This window comes from Herbaspirillum sp. meg3 (assembly GCF_002257565.1).
GTDB lineage: Bacteria > Pseudomonadota > Gammaproteobacteria > Burkholderiales > Burkholderiaceae_D > Herbaspirillum.
This window is the reverse complement of record NZ_CP022736.1, coordinates 969,230-987,540: the sequence shown is the minus strand read 5'-3', so window position 1 is coordinate 987,540 and position 18,311 is coordinate 969,230. Positions and strand designations below refer to the sequence as shown.

Below are 18,311 nucleotides of genomic sequence, written 5' to 3'. Positions count from 1 at the left end.
CCTTTTGCCGCACATCTGTCGCCGGCACTGAGTATTTTTTCGCGGCCTCCCCGGTAGTGATATCGGCGGAGGCCGTCGTGCTTTGGGCGTCCTTACCGCATTGCCCACAGATTTTTTCTTTCTATTTTCGGGCTATTGACGTTGTACCGTTCTCGGCACAGTGGGCATAATGCTGTTTCTTCTCACGGAATAGCTGCCCATGTCTTCAACTGAAATCCATGTCGCCTTCGAACATCCCATGCAACTCGGTGAATGCCCGCTATGGAGCGCTGGCGAAAGCGCCTTGTATTGGATCGACATTCCAGGCAAAGCCATTCATCGTTTGCAGGTTGCCAGTAGCATGCATCGCTCGTGGCCGATGCCGGAAGAACCTGGTTGCATCGCCATGCACGCCGAGGGAGGCCTGGTAGTTGCCTTGCGCAATGGCCTGTTCCGGCTGAATACGGAAAGTGGCGAGATGACCCTCTTGCACGATGCGCCTTATGACGAGAGCAAGCTGCGCTTCAATGACGGCCGCTGCGACGCCTTGGGGCGTTTGTGGACCGGGACGATTTACGAACCGCGTGATCAGCAACTGGGCAGTTTGTTTTGCTTTGAACGAGGTCAGTTGCGCGATGCAGCGCATCCGGTGACGACCTCGAACGGCGTGGCATTCAGCACGGACAAACGCACAATGTTTCATTCGAACACGCCGGCGCATCGGATCGACGCCTACGATTTCGATCTCGCCGGCGGCCAGACCAGCAACAAGCGTTTGTTCAAACAGTTCGATACGGACAAGAGTGCACCTGATTATGGAGGACGTCCGGACGGCGCTGCAGTTGACAGCGAGAATGCGTACTGGTGTGCGATGTTTGAAGGCGGACGTGTGCTGCGGCTTTCGGCGAACGGCGACATTCTGCAGGAAATCAAACTACCTGCGCGCTGCCCGACGATGGTTGCGTTCGGAGGTGAAGATCTCCGTACGCTCTACATCACGACGGGCAGGAATGGCCGTAGCGAGGCAGAGCTTGCGCAATACCCGCTATCCGGTTGTGTATTGTCTATACGCGTGGACGTCCCCGGCTTGCCGGAATTTGCCTATCAGGCTTGAGTATCGGTCAGTTTGGCCATTACTGATTTTGTGGATGCGCAGGCGTCCGATGTTGTTGCTCCTGCCTGTGATGACTCGACATCGGCCAGAATGCATTGCCTATTTGCCAATGAAATAGTTCCATTTTGAGCGGCTGGCAGCAAAGCTGTCCAATTTCAGCGACAATCACGGTCACGCTTGTTCAAGACTTGCTGTCTTTACTAGTTGTTATGAGAAAATACATCCAAGTGTTTGTGGATCGTATCCGACTCAGTACAACACACTCTATTTCGATATTCAACAATATTTACTCTAGCGAAAACTCCATGTCGATGAAAAAATTTGCCCTCAAACTCACCGTCGCCGCCGTCGCTCTGATCGGTCTGCAAACTTCCAGCTACGCTGTTGATTCCGTCTCCGTCGAAGCCGGTGCCGGTTCCAAAGTCCAGATGCTGCGTCTGGGTGCGCAATGGGACTGGAAGAACACAGCCTGGTGGCAATCCAACGGCACGCATATCGGCGGTTACTGGGATCTGACAGTCGCCGAGTGGCATGAAAAGCGTTACAACAACACCGACAGCAGCAAGAACTTCACTGACATTGGTTTTACACCGGTCTTCCGCTTCCAACGCGATGACAAGAAGGGTTTCTACGGCGAAGCCGGCATCGGCGTTCACCTGTTTTCCTCGCTGTATAACAATGACACCAAGAAGCTGTCGACCGCATTCCAATTCGGCGACCACCTCGGCACTGGTTACGTGTTTGCAAACGGCTTGGACGTCGGCCTGAAGCTGCAACACTTTTCGAACGGCGGTATCAAGCAGCCAAACGGCGGCGTAAACTTCGCAGTTCTCAAAGCTGCTTACCGCTTCTGATTGTTTGATCGGCAGTCGATTCTGACAGCACGAAAAAAACCGGTCAATGACCGGTTTTTTTTCGTCTTGAGGATGTAGCAGTAACGCGTTGTTTGATGAGGCTAGCGCATGGATCGAAGGCGGCACAAGCAGGAGTGCCGATGCGACCATGCTGACTAGGATCCGGAGGTTGATGATCTATCGAGCATTTATGTAACGCGTATGGCTTCGGACACTACTAATCACTGCTGTACTACCGTTTTACTGGCATTGCGTTTAAGCATTCCGGTAGTTGTTGAAGCGTTCGGCTTAGAGCAGTCCGTTAAATTTGCTTGAGAGAGGTTGCCAGATGAGGGACGGATAGTAGCGGATTGAAGCTGCGGCTTGTCGATAATGAGGCTGATACAGAATAAGGAGGCCTGAAACGCAGCAGATAAATAGCAGGCAGATCAGTCTGCCATCAGAACGATGACGTATCGATGAACCAGCATTTCCGTCGAGGAAGCCGTGTTGTGGAATTCAGGGATATTACGAGGGCTGGAGGATAAGCGCTGAAGATTGCGCGTTGAGTTGCGGACGATGTGCAGGGGAAATAGCAATGAAGTCCGCTGTATTCCTGGGATGAGGAGAATTGCTGAGTACGAAGAGTAATGGCGTACGGTGTTGTGAAGTTAGGGTGGCGTTGTCTGCCTGCTTGCTGTAATTGTGGATTGGACAGCAAAAAGCCCCACACCTGATGGTATGGGGCTTAAGCTTAATTAATAGCCTGACGATGACCTACTTTCACACTGGTTGCAGCACTATCATCGGCGCGAAGTCGTTTCACGGTCCTGTTCGGGATGGGAAGGGGTGGTACCAACTTGCTATAGTCATCAGGCATAACTTGTAGTGTTGCTTGGGTCCAATTGGAACTAGGATGGCCAAACAACGCAATCTGGGAAGAAGTAAATATATTTTGGTGTGATGCACATTGGCAAACACATTTTAAACTCTAAAGCTATAACAGCTAATGTTATAGGGACAAGCCACACGGGCAATTAGTATCAGTTAGCTTAACGCATTACTGCGCTTCCACACCTGACCTATCAACGTCCTGGTCTCGAACGACCCTTTAGGGGAGTTAAACTCCCGGGAAGTCTCATCTCAAGGCGAGTTTCCCGCTTAGATGCTTTCAGCGGTTATCTCTTCCGAACTTAGCTACTCGGCAATGCCACTGGCGTGACAACCGATACACCAGAGGTTCGTCCACTCCGGTCCTCTCGTACTAGGAGCAGCCCCCTTCAAACTTCCAACGCCCACGGCAGATAGGGACCAAACTGTCTCACGACGTTTTAAACCCAGCTCACGTACCACTTTAAATGGCGAACAGCCATACCCTTGGGACCGGCTACAGCCCCAGGATGTGATGAGCCGACATCGAGGTGCCAAACTCCCCCGTCGATATGAACTCTTGGGAGGAATCAGCCTGTTATCCCCAGAGTACCTTTTATCCGTTGAGCGATGGCCCTTCCATACAGAACCACCGGATCACTATGTCCTACTTTCGTACCTGCTCGACTTGTCAGTCTCGCAGTTAAGCACGCTTATGCCATTGCACTATTAGCACGATGTCCGACCGTACCTAGCGTACCTTCGAACTCCTCCGTTACACTTTGGGAGGAGACCGCCCCAGTCAAACTGCCTACCATGCACTGTCCCCGATCCGGATAACGGACCAAGGTTAGAACCTCAAACAAACCAGGGTGGTATTTCAAGGATGGCTCCACAGAAACTGGCGTTCCTGCTTCAAAGCCTCCCACCTATCCTACACAGATTGGTTCAAAGTCCAATGCAAAGCTACAGTAAAGGTTCATGGGGTCTTTCCGTCTAGCCGCGGGTAGATTGCATCATCACAAACATTTCAACTTCGCTGAGTCTCGGGAGGAGACAGTGTGGCCATCGTTACGCCATTCGTGCAGGTCGGAACTTACCCGACAAGGAATTTCGCTACCTTAGGACCGTTATAGTTACGGCCGCCGTTTACTGGGACTTCAATCAAGAGCTTGCACCCCATCATTTAATCTTCCAGCACCGGGCAGGCGTCACACCCTATACGTCCACTTTCGTGTTTGCAGAGTGCTGTGTTTTTATTAAACAGTCGCAGCCACCTTTTTATTGCAACCCTTTCGTCCTTCAAGCGCAGGCCTGTCAAACTACTAGGGCGTACCTTATCCCGAAGTTACGGTACAAATTTGCCGAGTTCCTTCTCCCGAGTTCTCTCAAGCGCCTTAGAATACTCATCTCGCCCACCTGTGTCGGTTTGCGGTACGGTCTCGTTAGACTGAAGCTTAGAGGCTTTTCTTGGAACCACTTCCGATTGCTTCGCGAACAAGTTCGCTCGTCCCATACCCTTGAATTACGCTGCCGGATTTGCCTAACAGCCTTCTCTGATACAGAAACCGGGACATCCAACACCCGGACAACCTTCCGCGATCCGTCCCCCCATCGCATCTAACGACGGTGCAGGAATATTAACCTGCTTCCCATCAGCTACGCATCTCTGCCTCGCCTTAGGGGCCGACTCACCCTGCTCCGATGAACGTTGAACAGGAAACCTTGGGCTTACGGCGTGGAGGCTTTTCACCCCCATTATCGCTACTCATGTCAGCATTCGCACTTCTGATACCTCCAGCATCCTTTACAAGACACCTTCGCAGGCTTACAGAACGCTCTCCTACCATATCAATAAATTGATATCCGCAGCTTCGGTGACTGGCTTAGCCCCGTTACATCTTCCGCGCAGGACGACTCGATCAGTGAGCTATTACGCTTTCTTTAAAGGATGGCTGCTTCTAAGCCAACCTCCTGACTGTTTTAGCCTTCCCACTTCGTTTTCCACTTAGCCAATCTTTGGGACCTTAGCTGGCGGTCTGGGTTGTTTCCCTCTTGACGCCGGACGTTAGCACCCGACGTCTGTCTCCCAAGCTCGCACTCATCGGTATTCGGAGTTTGCAATGGGTTGGTAAGTCGCGATGACCCCCTAGCCATAACAGTGCTCTACCCCCGATGGTGATACTTGAGGCACTACCTAAATAGTTTTCGGAGAGAACCAGCTATTTCCAAGTTTGTTTAGCCTTTCACCCCTACCCACAGCTCATCCCCTAATTTTTCAACATTAGTGGGTTCGGTCCTCCAGTGCGTGTTACCGCACCTTCAACCTGGCCATGAGTAGATCACTTGGTTTCGGGTCTACACCCAGCGACTGAACGCCCTATTCGGACTCGATTTCTCTACGGCTTCCCTATTCGGTTAACCTTGCCACTGAATGTAAGTCGCTGACCCATTATACAAAAGGTACGCAGTCACCCCTTACGAGGCTCCTACTGTTTGTATGCACACGGTTTCAGGATCTATTTCACTCCCCTTCCGGGGTTCTTTTCGCCTTTCCCTCACGGTACTGGTTCACTATCGGTCGATTACGAGTATTTAGCCTTGGAGGATGGTCCCCCCATGTTCAGACAGGATTTCACGTGTCCCGCCCTACTTGTCGCAAGCTTAGTTCCACACTAATGATTTCGTGTAAGGGGCTATCACCCTCTATGGCCGGACTTTCCATTCCGTTCCACTATCAAAAATGCTAAATCTTGCAGGCTGGTCCCATTTCGCTCGCCACTACTTTGGGAATCTCGGTTGATTTCTTTTCCTGCAGCTACTTAGATGTTTCAGTTCGCCGCGTTCGCTTCACAGACCTATGTATTCAGTCAGTGATACCCTTGCGGGTGGGTTTCCCCATTCGGAAATCTGCGGATCAAAGCTTGTTTGCTAGCTCCCCGCAGCTTATCGCAAGCTACTACGTCCTTCATCGCCTGTAATCGCCAAGGCATCCACCATGTGCACTTATTCACTTGTCCCTATAACGTTAGCCTCTCTTCCGAGAGATCGTTATAGAGCTTTTTGAGTTTAGCGTTTGCCGTATTGCCAAAGTAAGTCTTCTAATTGCTAAGATCACTTCGTAATACTTTGATTGATACAATCACACCCATCAACTTCTCACACAAGGATCGAAATCCTGGCGCGCGTCGTTGACGAATACTTTACTTCTTCCAGATTGTTAAAGAACAAAAACAGCTATTGATCACTAAAAGACCAAACCTAAATCCACACGCGTTTTGCATGCGACTTAGGTTTGACGTTTCTGGTGGAGGTTGACGGGATCGAACCGACGACCCCCTGCTTGCAAAGCAGGTGCTCTCCCAGCTGAGCTAAACCCCCGAAACTTTTGGTGGGTCTGGTTGGGCTCGAACCAACGACCCCCGCGTTATCAACACGGTGCTCTAACCAGCTGAGCTACAGACCCGCTTGGATCAGTAATCAGAGCCAGCATGCAGGCATTGCCTGCGCCGCAACCGAATAACTGTTCTTCTTTACTAACAGACGATAAGTGTGGACGCTTAACTTCATGCGCACTCTAGAAAGGAGGTGATCCAGCCGCACCTTCCGATACGGCTACCTTGTTACGACTTCACCCCAGTCACGAACCCTGCCGTGGTAATCGCCCTCCTTGCGGTTAGGCTAACTACTTCTGGCAGAACCCGCTCCCATGGTGTGACGGGCGGTGTGTACAAGACCCGGGAACGTATTCACCGCGACATGCTGATCCGCGATTACTAGCGATTCCAACTTCATGTAGTCGAGTTGCAGACTACAATCCGGACTACGATACACTTTCTGGGATTAGCTCCCCCTCGCGGGTTGGCGGCCCTCTGTATGTACCATTGTATGACGTGTGAAGCCCTACCCATAAGGGCCATGAGGACTTGACGTCATCCCCACCTTCCTCCGGTTTGTCACCGGCAGTCTCATTAGAGTGCCCTTTCGTAGCAACTAATGACAAGGGTTGCGCTCGTTGCGGGACTTAACCCAACATCTCACGACACGAGCTGACGACAGCCATGCAGCACCTGTGTTACGGTTCTCTTTCGAGCACATCCAAATCTCTTCGGACTTCCGTACATGTCAAGGGTAGGTAAGGTTTTTCGCGTTGCATCGAATTAATCCACATCATCCACCGCTTGTGCGGGTCCCCGTCAATTCCTTTGAGTTTTAATCTTGCGACCGTACTCCCCAGGCGGTCTACTTCACGCGTTAGCTGCGTTACCAAGTCAATTAAGACCCGACAACTAGTAGACATCGTTTAGGGCGTGGACTACCAGGGTATCTAATCCTGTTTGCTCCCCACGCTTTCGTGCATGAGCGTCAGTGTTATCCCAGGGGGCTGCCTTCGCCATCGGTATTCCTCCACATATCTACGCATTTCACTGCTACACGTGGAATTCTACCCCCCTCTGACACACTCTAGCCGTGCAGTCACAAATGCAATTCCCAGGTTGAGCCCGGGGATTTCACATCTGTCTTGCACAACCGCCTGCGCACGCTTTACGCCCAGTAATTCCGATTAACGCTTGCACCCTACGTATTACCGCGGCTGCTGGCACGTAGTTAGCCGGTGCTTATTCTTCAGGTACCGTCATTAGGCAAGGATATTAGCCTCACCCGTTTCTTCCCTGACAAAAGAGCTTTACAACCCGAAGGCCTTCTTCACTCACGCGGCATTGCTGGATCAGGCTTGCGCCCATTGTCCAAAATTCCCCACTGCTGCCTCCCGTAGGAGTCTGGACCGTGTCTCAGTTCCAGTGTGGCTGGTCGTCCTCTCAGACCAGCTACTGATCGTCGCCTTGGTGAGCCTTTACCTCACCAACTAGCTAATCAGATATCGGCCGCTCCACGAGCATGAGGTCTTGCGATCCCCCACTTTCATCCTTAGATCGTATGCGGTATTAGCTAATCTTTCGACTAGTTATCCCCCACTCTAGGGCACGTTCCGATATATTACTCACCCGTTCGCCACTCGCCACCAGGAGCAAGCTCCCGTGCTGCCGTTCGACTTGCATGTGTAAGGCATGCCGCCAGCGTTCAATCTGAGCCAGGATCAAACTCTTCAGTTCAATCTCTGTTTTGCCATTTCTGGCTGATTCTTGCGAATCGGTCACTCACTCAAAATACTGACAGATAATTTCTTACCTATATTTCTTTGTGAGCGTTTAAATATTTAAAGTTTCCAGACCCGAAAGTCTGTCGCACTTCATTAAACGCCCACGCTTATCGACTGTTAATTTTTAAAGAACCTTTACTGCTTCGCCGCAGTATCAACTACCGCTTGCGTCGCCAACAAATCGTTTTGTTTGTCAGCAGCAGAGAAACGAGATTATGTAGTGTTTTTTAATTTGCGTCAACATCTTTTTTAACGCCTCACTAAAAATTCTTACTGCAACTTCTCACTTCCAAAAACCTGTTTTACTTTCCCCAACCTCTTCAAATCTGCGCTGCCTTGCGGCTTGCTGCATCGCTGAATCAGCGGGGAGGCGAACTATAGCAAAGCTCCCGCCAATACCGCAACCCCTTTTGCGAAATTATTTGAACTTTCTTTATCCATCAGACGCAAACCCTTGCCAGCTCTGGATTACAGCTCAATCAAAAGTCAAACCCAAAAGCACGAAGCCCATCCCTGACGGGATGGGCTTCGTTTCCTATCTAAACTAGAACCGCAGATTATTGGTTCTTGAAGTTCGGTGGACGCTTCTCCATGAATGCTTTCATACCTTCGGTCTGATCTTCCGTGGCGAAGCAGCTGTAGAACATCGCCCGCTCATATTTGATGCCCTCGGACAGCGTCGACTCGTAGGCACGATTCACCGAGTCCTTGATCATGGCGACCACCGGCTGCGACATGTCGGCAATCGTAATGGCGGCAGCCAGCGCCTCATCCATGAGCTTGTCTGCGGCGACAACGCGCGACACCAATCCTGCGCGCTCGGCTTCCTGCGCATCCATCATACGACCGGTGAGGCACAGGTCCATCGCTTTGGCTTTCGAAACTGCGCGCGGCAGGCGTTGCGTACCGCCGGCGCCAGGCACGATGCCTAGCTTCACTTCGGGCTGGCCGAATTTGGCTGTATCTGCAGCAATGATGAAATCGCACATCATGGCCAGTTCGCAACCGCCGCCCAGGGCATAACCCGCCACTGCGGCAATCACTGGCTTGCGTACGCGGCGAATGGTTTCCCAGTTGCGCGTGATGAACTCGCCCTTGAACACGTCCATATAGTTGTAGCCGGCCATGACGGTGATATCAGCGCCAGCGGCGAATGCCTTCTCGCTGCCGGTAATCACGATACAGCCCAGCGCGTCGTCGGCATCGAATGCCAGCAAAGCCTCGCCCAACTCTGTCATCAGCTGATCATTCAGGGCATTGAGCGCTTTCGGGCGGTTAAGGCGGATCACGCCGACTTTGCCTTGTGTCTCGGTCAAAATGTTCTCGTAACTCATCTTGTCTCCTCTATATAGGGGTAGCACGGAAGTGAAATATTCTTGCCCCGATGATTGTACCGTCAATGAAACTTGCGCGAGATCAAAGGGACGTCAGGAATTAGTTCGCACAGCTGATGTCTGAGCCTATACTGAGAATACCCCCTTCACCACAGCAAAGGAGGATCACATGTTCAAGACCATTCTTGTACCAACGGATGGATCGGAGCGCTCGGACAAGGCCATTGCCAACGCCATCGACTACGCGCAGCACTGCAAATCCAAGATCATCGGCATTTCAGTTGCAGAACCCTATCCATTCTCGCCATTGGCCGAAAGCTCGATGGCAATCGATCCCGGCATCTATGAAGAGAATGTCCGCACTCTCGCCGAACAAAACGTGAAGAAAATCTCCGACGCTGCCAAGGCAGCCGGCGTGGACTGCGAAACGACCACGGTTCTGTCATTCGCACCGGACGAGGAAATCGTCAACGCCGCCAAGAAATTCAATTGCGACGTGATTTTCATGGCATCACATGGACGCAGCGGCCTGAGCAGATTATTTCTCGGCAGCAAGACGCAAAAGGTGCTGGCACATTCTTCCATCCCGGTGCTGGTTCTGCGCTAATCCATACAAAGCCTTCTCGCAATAAAAAACCCGGCTTGCCTTATGTAGGCAAGCCGGGTTTTCTTTGTCCACTCAGAGCATTGTATTAAGAGAGTCTAAAAGACATCAGACATCTTTTATAAGATAGATCAGGGATTCGGCAACAACACCCACATCATGCCGCGCTGCTTCATCGCGCCAGCCTTTTCACCTGCCTCATTGCCAAACCCCCAGAAGTAATCCGCCCGCACTGCGCCGCGAATCGCCCCGCCCGTATCCTGCGCCAGCACCAGGCGCTGTAAAGGCGCATCACTATTTGGCTGCGTCGTCGCCAAAAACACCGGCGCGCCCAGCGGAATATGCTGACGATCAACAGCAATCGAGCGCTGACCGGTCAGCGGCAAACCCATCGCACCGTTCGGCCCCTTCGACGGATCTCCAACTTTCTCTTCCTTGAAGAAGATGTAGCTAGGATTGGCGTTCAGCAGCTCATTCTGGCGCGACGGATTGGCGATCACCCAAGCCTTGATACCTTGCGCAGAAGCCTGGGACAACGTCATTTCACCTTTATCGACCAGATAACGCCCAATGGACTTGTAGGGATAGCCGTTCTGGTCGGCATAGGCGAGACGAACCGTCTCTTGCGAGCCATCCAGAATCACGCGACCGGAACCTTGCACCTGCAGGAAGAAGGCTTCCACCGGATCATCCACCCAGACCAGTTCCTTACCGTTCAAGGCTCCCGATTGCAGCAACTCGGCACGCGAGAAGTATGGAACAACCTTGTTGCCGACCACACGGCCGCGCAGGCGCATGTTTTTCAATTCCGGATAAAGGCTTGCCAAATCGATCGTCAACAAATCATCCGGGGCCTTATAGAGAGGCGTCTGATACGGTCCGCCGCGTTTGCGCGATCCGCGCAGCAAAGGCTCGTAATAGCCGGTGACCAGGCCGGTATCGCTGCCGTCCGGGTTGAATACCTTGTAGGGCGTAAAGCCGGACTCAAAAAACGCGCGAACGGCGCCTTCGTCATTGCCATTCACCTGGCGTGCAGTCGTACAGGCGTTTTTCCACTCGGGGCGACGAATCAGCGTCTGGCAAGAAGTCAGAAAAGCCGGCCAGGCCTCACGCACTTCATCGCGATCCCAGCCGGGCATGGCGGCAAACGTGCTTCGCTGCAGCGTCTGCGCCTGAGTTTCAGGCCTGGTCGGCGTTGTCGGTTTGGTAGCGGTAGTCGGCGGTGTCACCGGCGGGAGCGGGCGCGTTGTCGTGCAGGCGGCAAGACATACAGCGACGATGACGGCTAATGCAGGTAAACTGGTACGAGTGCTCTTTTGAATAAGTGACATTGAGGAAACGTGAAAATGTGGTGGTTAATACTCGAAGCCGGCGGCGCCTTCTTTATCTTCGTATTCATCGTCTGGTGGACCATGTTTTCCGGACGCAAGCCGGATCAACCCGTTCAGACAAAAAATCCAAGCGACAAAAAAGACGACACCCAGGCTTGAACGCTTAATGTGGCACCACTAAGCTCAACGCTTAGTGCAGCGTGCGTGGCAGCGACAGGATAAATTCCGGAATCTTCACGTCGAATTGCTCGCCATCCTCGGCGACGCAGAAATACTCTCCGTGCATCGAGCCCTGCGGCGTCTTCAGCGACGTCCCGCTCGTGTACTCGAACTGCTCTCCCGGTTGCAGGAACGGCTGATGCCCCACTACGCCCAATCCACGCACTTCTTCCGTGTGATTGTTCGCGTCGGTGATGATCCAGTGACGCGAAATCAGCTGGGCAGGCACTTGCCCGGTATTGACGATAGTGATCGCGTAGGCAAACACATAATGTGAACGTGCCGGGTCGGATTGCTCTTCCAGGTACTGCGTCTTGACCGTCACCGTAAACTCATACGTCGCCATGCGGATTTCCTCAATTTTGTAAAAAGCCAAGCCCATTCCACACGAAAACAACCGCAAGTGCAAGGTTTGCAACAAAACCGAGGCACGGCGAACGGGTAAAATAGCGCATCTTCAATCGCTCTACAGCCTTCCATAAGCCATATCGCCATGCCTAACTACCGTATCGCCCCCAGTATCCTGTCCGCCGATTTCGCCCGTCTGGGCGAAGAAGTCCGCAATGTCGTCGCTGCCGGCGCCGACATTATTCACTTCGACGTGATGGACAACCATTATGTTCCCAACCTGACCATCGGCCCGCTGGTTTGCGAAGCCATCCGCCCGCACGTGCAGGTGCCGATTGACGTGCATCTGATGGTCAAGCCGGTGGATCGCATCATTCCCGACTTCGCCAAAGCCGGCGCCAATATCATCACCTTCCACCCGGAAGGCTCGGAACACATCGACCGTTCACTGCAACTGATCCGCGACAATGGCTGCAAAGCCGGTCTGGTGTTCAATCCCGGCACGCCGCTGCATTTCCTCGATCACGTGATGGACAAGATCGATATCATTTTGATCATGTCGGTCAATCCAGGCTTCGGCGGCCAGTCCTTTATTCCTGAAGCGCTGAAGAAGATCGCCGCTGTCCGCCGCCGCATCGACGAGTCCGGCCGCGACATCATGCTGGAAGTCGACGGCGGCATCAAAATCGAGAACATCGCCGCTGCCGCCAAGGCTGGCGCCGACACCTTCGTGGCCGGTTCCGCCATCTTCGGCAAGCCGGACTACAAGGCAGTCATTGAGGCCATGCGCAGCGAACTGGCCAAGTAATCCGACGCAATCCACCCAAAGAAGATTCCATGCTCGACAACATCAAAGCCGCCATCATCGACCTCGACGGCACCATGCTCGACACTGCGCCGGATTTTCACGTCGCAGTGAACCGCATGCGCGCCGACCTGGGCCTGGGGCCGCTGGCGATGCAAACCATCGTCAATTTTGTCGGCAAGGGATCGGAAAACCTGATGCGCCGCGTGCTGGCCGTCGATTACGATGAAGACGGCGTAGAACAGCGCTTCGAAGAAGCCCTCGCCTCCTATCAGGAACATTACCTCGCCATCAACGGCGATTACGCCACGCTCTATCCGAACGTGATCGAAGGCCTGCAGGCGCTCAAGGCCAAGGGCCTGCGTCTGGCCTGCGTAACCAACAAGCCGATCGCCTTCGCCTTGCCGCTGATGGATAAAAAGGGCCTGTATCCGTATTTTGATGTGATCTACGGCGGTGATTCCTTGCCGAAAAAGAAACCGGATCCCTTGCCTTTGCTGCAGGTTTGCGCAGATTTTTCTCTGCAACCGGCGCAAGTGGTCGCCATCGGCGATTCGTCCAACGACGCGCAAGCCGCACGGGCTGCGGGTTGCCGCGTGCTCAACGTGCCGTATGGCTATAACCACGGCGAACCTATACACAATGTCGATTCCGATGGTATAGTTCCAACGCTGCTGGATGCAGCGCACCAAATTTCTTAAGCATTAGCGTAGTCATTATCTAAAGACCACTGACAAATGTTTCTCAACAAAAAACTCAACGCCAACCAATCAGCCGCCCCTGAGGCCTGGCTGTGGCGACGCTGGCAATCCTGGGCTAACTAACCCTCGTCAGCTGCTGGCCGCTCCCCTTCCCGCGAACCAGCGAGTTTTTTGCAACAACACCCCTGTTTAAATACCGCTATTGTCGGCATGCGCTTGCCAGGACGCTTCCAGTCGTCCTGCAATCCGCAAGCCGTCTTACAATAGCGGTCCTGGAGAGAAACGATGACCGAACTCGAATTCAAATCGCTGGCCTCGCAAGGCTATAACCGCATTCCCTTGATCGCCGAAGCTTTCGCCGATCTGGAAACCCCGCTGACCCTGTACCTCAAACTGGCGCAAACCCAGAACGCCGGCAAGAATACTTTCCTGCTGGAATCAGTCGTCGGCGGCGAACGCTTCGGCCGCTATTCCTTCATCGGTCTGCCGGCCACGACCAAGCTGCGCAGCTTCGGCAACAAGATTGAAGTCCTGAAAAACGACAAGGTCGTCGAATCGCTCGAAGGCAACGCGCTCGAATTCATCGCCGAATTCCAGTCGCGCTACAAAGTCGCGATCCGCCCCGGCATGCCGCGCTTCTGCGGTGGCCTGGCCGGCTACTTTGGCTACGACGCCGTGCGCTATATCGAAAAGCGCCTGGCCGACAGCGCGCCGAAAGACGACCTCGGCCTGCCCGACATCCAGTTACTCGTTACCGAAGAACTGGCCGTCATTGACAATCTCTCCGGCAAGCTCTACCTCATCGTCTACACCGATCCGTCACAACCGGAAGCCTTTAGCAAAGGCCGCCAACGCCTCAAGGACCTGCGCGCCATGCTGCGCCGCGGTGCCGATGCGCCGGTCACGAGCGGCTCGGTGCGTACCGAAACGATTCGCGAATTCCCCAAGGACGAATACCTGAAGGCCGTTGCCAAAGCCAAGGAATACGTCATGGCCGGCGACCTGATGCAAGTGCAGATCGGCCAGCGCCTGAAGAAGTCCTACGTCGATTCGCCGCTGATGCTGTACCGCGCGCTACGTTCGCTGAACCCGTCGCCGTATATGTACTACTACAACTTCGGCGATATGCAGATCGTCGGCGCCTCGCCGGAAATCCTGGTGCGCAACGAAACTATCGGCCAAACCTCCGACGGCCAGGCGCAAAAGAAGATCACCATCCGTCCGCTGGCCGGCACCCGCCCACGCGGCTCGACGCCGGAACGCGATGCACAACTGGCCACTGAACTGCTGGCCGATCCGAAAGAAATCGCCGAACACGTCATGCTGATCGATCTGGCGCGCAACGACATCGGCCGCATCGCCACTACCGGCAGCGTCAAGGTCACCGACCAGATGGTCATCGAAAAATATTCCCACGTGCAGCACATCGTCTCCAATGTCGAAGGCTTGCTCAAACCCGGCTTGTCGAATCTGGACGTGCTGAAAGCCACCTTCCCCGCCGGCACGCTGTCGGGTGCGCCGAAAGTGCGCGCGATGGAAATCATCGACGAACTCGAACCAACCAAGCGCGGCATCTACGGCGGTGCCTGCGGCTACTTGTCGTTCGGCGGAGAGATGGATGTCGCGATCGCGATTCGCACCGGCGTCATCAAGGACGGCACGCTGTACGTGCAGGCCGCCGCCGGCATCGTTGCCGACTCGGTACCAGAAATGGAATGGGAAGAAACCGAAAACAAGGCGCGGGCGGTGCTGCGCGCTGCCGAACAAGTGCAAGACGGACTGGATGGAGAAATCTAAATGCTGCTGATGATCGACAACTACGATTCCTTCACCTACAACATCGTCCAGTATTTTGGCGAGCTCGGTGAAGAAGTGCTGACCATCCGCAACGATGAGATCACACTCGATGAAATCGAAAAACTGAATCCCGAACGCATCTGCCTGTCGCCAGGTCCATGCAGCCCGAAAGAAGCCGGCATCTGCATCGACTTGCTCAAACATTTCTCAGGCAAGCTGCCGATTCTCGGCGTCTGTCTCGGCCATCAGGCCATCGGCGAAGCCTTCGGCGGCAAGGTCGTACGTGCCAAGCAAGTCATGCACGGCAAGACATCGAAGATCGCCCATACCGGCGTCGGCGTCTTCAAGGATATCCCGAGCCCTTACACCGTGATCCGTTATCACTCGCTGGCCATCGAACGCGCCTCGCTGCCCGATTGCCTCGAAGTCACCGCATGGACCGACGATGGTGAAATCATGGGCGTGCGCCACAAGGAATTCGATTTGCAGGGTGTGCAATTTCACCCTGAATCGATCCTGTCCGAACACGGCCACGCCTTGCTGAAAAATTTCCTGACCGGCACAGCACGCTCTTAAGCGCGGCCGATCGCATCACACCATTCGAGAAAAGATTATGTCCATCACGCCACAAGAAGCCTTACTTCGCTGCATCGAGCATCGCGAAATTTTCCACGACGAAATGCTGACGCTGTTCCGTCAAATCATGAGCGGCGACATGTCGCCGGTCATGATCGCCGCGCTCACCATGGGCCTGCGCGTCAAGAAAGAAAGCATCGGCGAAATCGCTGCCGCAGCCCAAGTCATGCGCGAGTTCGCCACCAAGGTACCGATGGCCGACACCAGCAACTTGCTCGACATCGTCGGTACCGGGGGAGATGGCGCACATACCTTCAACATTTCTACTGCGACCATGTTCGTCGCTGCCGCTGCCGGCGCGCGCGTCGCCAAACATGGCGGCCGTAGCGTGTCGTCGTCGTCGGGCAGCGCCGATGTGCTCGAAGCGCTGGGCGCCGACATCAACCTGCAACCGGAACAAGTCGCACAATCGATCGCCCAGACCGGTATCGGCTTCATGTTCGCGCCCAACCACCACGCCGCGATGAAACACGCTGCGCCGGTGCGCAAGGAACTGGGTGTACGCACCATCTTCAACATCCTCGGACCGCTGACCAACCCTGCCGGTGCGCCGAATATCCTGATGGGCGTGTTCCATCCGGATCTGGTCGGCATCCAGGTACGTGTGCTGCAACGCCTGGGCGCGCAACATGCAATCGTAGTCTGGGGCCGCGACAATCTGGACGAAGTCACACTGGGCGGCGCGACCATGATCGGTGAGCTGGTCAACGGCGAAATCCGCGAATATGAGATCCATCCGGAAGACTTTGGCATGAGCATGTTCGCCAGCCGTAACCTGCAGGTCGCGAACGCCGCCGAGTCAAAGGAAAAAATCTTCGAAGCGCTCAAGGGCGTACCCGGTCCGGTACACGATATCGTCGCCATCAACGCCGGCACGGCATTGTATGCAGCCGGCGTCGCGGCATCGATTGAAGAAGGCCTGAACAAGGCACGCGCGACCATTGCTTCCGGTGCGGCGCTGGCCAAGGTCGAGCAATTTGTGAATGTGACACGGCAACTGGGCGGCAAAAACTAATCCTTCACCGACAAAAGGCGCACACCATGATCCCCTTGAACGACCTGATGATTTTTGCGTTGGCCGCATTGGTGCTGGTGCTCACGCCCGGCCCTAATATGATGTATTGCGTGTCGCGCTCGATCTGCCAGGGTCGTGCAGCGGGCATGATTTCGCTACTGGGCGTGGCGGCCGGTTTCATCGTGCATATGCTGGCGGCCACCTTCGGATTGACGGCATTGTTCCTGGCGGTGCCGCTGGCTTACGACCTGATCAAGTATCTCGGCGCAGCCTATCTTTTATGGATGGCGTGGAATGCGCTCAAGCCGGGCGGTGCGCCGCCGTTTCAGACACAAAACCTGCCGCACGACAGCAACGCGACCTTGTTCCGCATGGGTTTTTTGACAAATCTGCTCAATCCCAAGGCGGCGATGTTCTACATGTCCTTCCTGCCACAGTTCATTCACCCTGAACATGGTCATGTCATGCTGCAAAGCCTGACACTGGGTGTGACGCAGATCACCGTCAGCTTCGTCGTCAACGGCTTGCTGATTCTGACCGCCAGCGCCATCGCCGGTTTCTTTTCGAACAATCCGGGCTGGATGCGGGCGCAACGCTACATCATGGGACTAACGCTCGGCGCACTGGCGGTTCGACTTGCCATTGATCAACGTAAGTAAGCAACGTAAATAAGCAACGCAAGCAAGAAATTTAAATAAGCAGCAACCAAGGAATATTTATGTCTGACATCCTCAACAAGATCCTCGACGTCAAAGCTGACGAAGTGAAAGCGGCGAAGAAACACCGCGACCTCGCCAGCCTGCGTCGCGACGTTGAATCCGATACCGAGGCGCGCGCGCAATTGCGTGGCTTCGAAGCCAGCATGCGTGGCAAGATCGCCGCGGGTCATGCCGGCATCATCGCCGAAGTCAAAAAAGCCTCGCCTTCCAAGGGTGTGATCCGCCCTGATTTCAAGCCGGCCGAGATCGCTGTCAGCTACGCCACCCACGGTGCGGCATGCCTGTCGGTGCTGACCGACGTGCAATTCTTCCAGGGCGCGCCGGAATACCTCAAGCAGGCGCGGGCCGCCTGTGCTCTGCCGGTGCTGCGCAAGGATTTCATGATGGACCTGTATCAGGTCTACGAAGCGCGCTCGTGGGGTGCCGACGCCATCCTGCTGATTGTCGCCGCGCTCGATCACGGCCTGATGGTTGAACTCGAAGCGTGCGCGCACGAACTAGGTATGAGCGTGCTGGTAGAAGTGCATGACGGCGTCGAACTCGACGCGGCGCTGAAACTGAAGACCGCGCTGCTGGGCATCAACAACCGCAACCTGCGCACCTTCGAAACCACGCTGGACACCACGCTGAACCTGCTGCCGCGCATTCCTTCGGAAAAGCTGGTCGTCACCGAATCGGCCATCGCCACGCCGGAAGACGTCAAGCGCATGCGTGAAGCCAACGTCAACGCCTTCCTGGTCGGCGAAGCCTTCATGCGCGCGCCGGAACCGGGTGTCGAACTGGCGCGCTTGTTTGCCTGATCACTCGATCTCTCTCTGGCAATAAAAAAGCGGAGCACGAGGCTC

14 protein-coding genes, 2 tRNA genes and 3 rRNA genes are annotated in these 18,311 nt (G+C 54.4%); 11 read left to right on the top strand and 8 right to left on the bottom strand.

Translation table 11 applies throughout. The features are described from left to right. Positions 1 to 199: 199 nt before the first annotated feature. Both hmeg3_RS04515 and hmeg3_RS04510 read left to right on the top strand, forming a co-directional pair. Positions 200 to 1,093: an SMP-30/gluconolactonase/LRE family protein gene (locus hmeg3_RS04515; protein ID WP_094562664.1), complete on the top strand. Its 894-nt coding sequence runs from the start codon at positions 200 to 202 to the stop codon at positions 1,091 to 1,093. Between the two features lie 305 nt (positions 1,094 to 1,398). Continuing rightward, positions 1,399 to 1,947, top strand: coding sequence for an acyloxyacyl hydrolase (locus tag hmeg3_RS04510; RefSeq protein WP_094562663.1), 549 nt, complete (start codon positions 1,399 to 1,401; stop codon positions 1,945 to 1,947). A 743-nt stretch (positions 1,948 to 2,690) separates the two neighbouring features. Here hmeg3_RS04510 and rrf read toward each other — a convergent pair. The 6 genes from rrf to hmeg3_RS04480 all read right to left on the bottom strand — a co-directional run bounded on the left by rrf (position 2,691) and on the right by hmeg3_RS04480 (position 9,291). Then, positions 2,691 to 2,803 (bottom strand): 5S ribosomal RNA (rrf, locus tag hmeg3_RS04505). 139 nt (positions 2,804 to 2,942) lie between these two features. Further along, positions 2,943 to 5,816: ribosomal RNA gene (locus hmeg3_RS04500) — 23S ribosomal RNA — on the bottom strand. Between the two features lie 285 nt (positions 5,817 to 6,101). Then, positions 6,102 to 6,177: transfer RNA gene (locus tag hmeg3_RS04495), tRNA-Ala, on the bottom strand. Between the two features lie 8 nt (positions 6,178 to 6,185). Beyond that, positions 6,186 to 6,262 (bottom strand) — tRNA-Ile (locus hmeg3_RS04490). A gap of 115 nt (positions 6,263 to 6,377) precedes the next feature. Further along, positions 6,378 to 7,910: ribosomal RNA gene (locus tag hmeg3_RS04485) — 16S ribosomal RNA — on the bottom strand. The 16S, 23S and 5S rRNA genes sit together here with 2 tRNA genes alongside, the layout of an rRNA operon. A 604-nt stretch (positions 7,911 to 8,514) precedes the next feature. Beyond that, a complete protein-coding gene (locus tag hmeg3_RS04480; RefSeq protein ID WP_094562662.1) occupies positions 8,515 to 9,291 on the bottom strand; it encodes an enoyl-CoA hydratase in 777 nt (258 codons plus the stop codon). Between the two features lie 169 nt (positions 9,292 to 9,460). On the opposite strand from hmeg3_RS04480, the gene hmeg3_RS04475 reads away from it, so the two are divergent. After that, positions 9,461 to 9,898, top strand: a complete 438-nt coding sequence (locus hmeg3_RS04475; RefSeq protein ID WP_094562661.1) for a universal stress protein — start codon at positions 9,461 to 9,463, stop codon at positions 9,896 to 9,898. Positions 9,899 to 10,026: 128 nt separating this feature from the next. Here the strand turns inward: hmeg3_RS04475 and hmeg3_RS04470 are convergent, their stop codons facing one another. After that, entirely contained in the window at positions 10,027 to 11,226 is a 1,200-nt protein-coding gene (locus hmeg3_RS04470) for a murein transglycosylase A (RefSeq protein WP_094562660.1), read from the bottom strand. 15 nt (positions 11,227 to 11,241) lie between these two features. Here hmeg3_RS04470 and hmeg3_RS24895 point away from each other — a divergent pair, with 15 nt between their 5' ends. Continuing rightward, on the top strand, positions 11,242 to 11,385 hold the full coding sequence (locus tag hmeg3_RS24895; RefSeq protein ID WP_198361784.1) for a hypothetical protein: 144 nt from the start codon (positions 11,242 to 11,244) through the stop codon (positions 11,383 to 11,385). A 31-nt stretch (positions 11,386 to 11,416) separates the two neighbouring features. Here the strand turns inward: hmeg3_RS24895 and apaG are convergent, their stop codons facing one another. Beyond that, positions 11,417 to 11,791 (bottom strand): Co2+/Mg2+ efflux protein ApaG, encoded by a 375-nt coding sequence (gene apaG / locus hmeg3_RS04465; RefSeq protein ID WP_094566138.1) that lies wholly within the window; start codon positions 11,789 to 11,791, stop codon positions 11,417 to 11,419. Between the two features lie 147 nt (positions 11,792 to 11,938). Here apaG and rpe point away from each other — a divergent pair, with 147 nt between their 5' ends. The 7 genes from rpe to trpC all read left to right on the top strand — a co-directional run bounded on the left by rpe (position 11,939) and on the right by trpC (position 18,266). Continuing rightward, a complete protein-coding gene (gene rpe / locus hmeg3_RS04460; RefSeq protein ID WP_094562659.1) occupies positions 11,939 to 12,601 on the top strand; it encodes a ribulose-phosphate 3-epimerase in 663 nt (220 codons plus the stop codon). Positions 12,602 to 12,630: 29 nt separating this feature from the next. Continuing rightward, complete coding sequence (locus hmeg3_RS04455) at positions 12,631 to 13,299, top strand: phosphoglycolate phosphatase (RefSeq protein WP_094562658.1); 669 nt, start codon at positions 12,631 to 12,633, stop codon at positions 13,297 to 13,299. 285 nt (positions 13,300 to 13,584) lie between these two features. Continuing rightward, positions 13,585 to 15,096 (top strand): anthranilate synthase component I, encoded by a 1,512-nt coding sequence (gene trpE, locus hmeg3_RS04450; protein WP_094562657.1) that lies wholly within the window; start codon positions 13,585 to 13,587, stop codon positions 15,094 to 15,096. Then, positions 15,097 to 15,672 carry an aminodeoxychorismate/anthranilate synthase component II gene (locus tag hmeg3_RS04445; protein ID WP_094562656.1) on the top strand — a complete coding sequence of 192 codons (576 nt, stop codon included), beginning with the start codon at positions 15,097 to 15,099 and terminating at the stop codon, positions 15,670 to 15,672. It begins immediately after the preceding gene. 37 nt (positions 15,673 to 15,709) lie between these two features. Then, entirely contained in the window at positions 15,710 to 16,747 is a 1,038-nt protein-coding gene (gene trpD, locus hmeg3_RS04440) for an anthranilate phosphoribosyltransferase (protein ID WP_094562655.1), read from the top strand. A gap of 26 nt (positions 16,748 to 16,773) precedes the next feature. Beyond that, positions 16,774 to 17,406, top strand: a complete 633-nt coding sequence (locus hmeg3_RS04435) for a LysE family translocator (RefSeq protein ID WP_094562654.1) — start codon at positions 16,774 to 16,776, stop codon at positions 17,404 to 17,406. Positions 17,407 to 17,465: 59 nt separating this feature from the next. Then, complete coding sequence (gene trpC, locus hmeg3_RS04430; RefSeq protein WP_094562653.1) at positions 17,466 to 18,266, top strand: indole-3-glycerol phosphate synthase TrpC; 801 nt, start codon at positions 17,466 to 17,468, stop codon at positions 18,264 to 18,266. Positions 18,267 to 18,311 lie beyond the last annotated feature (45 nt).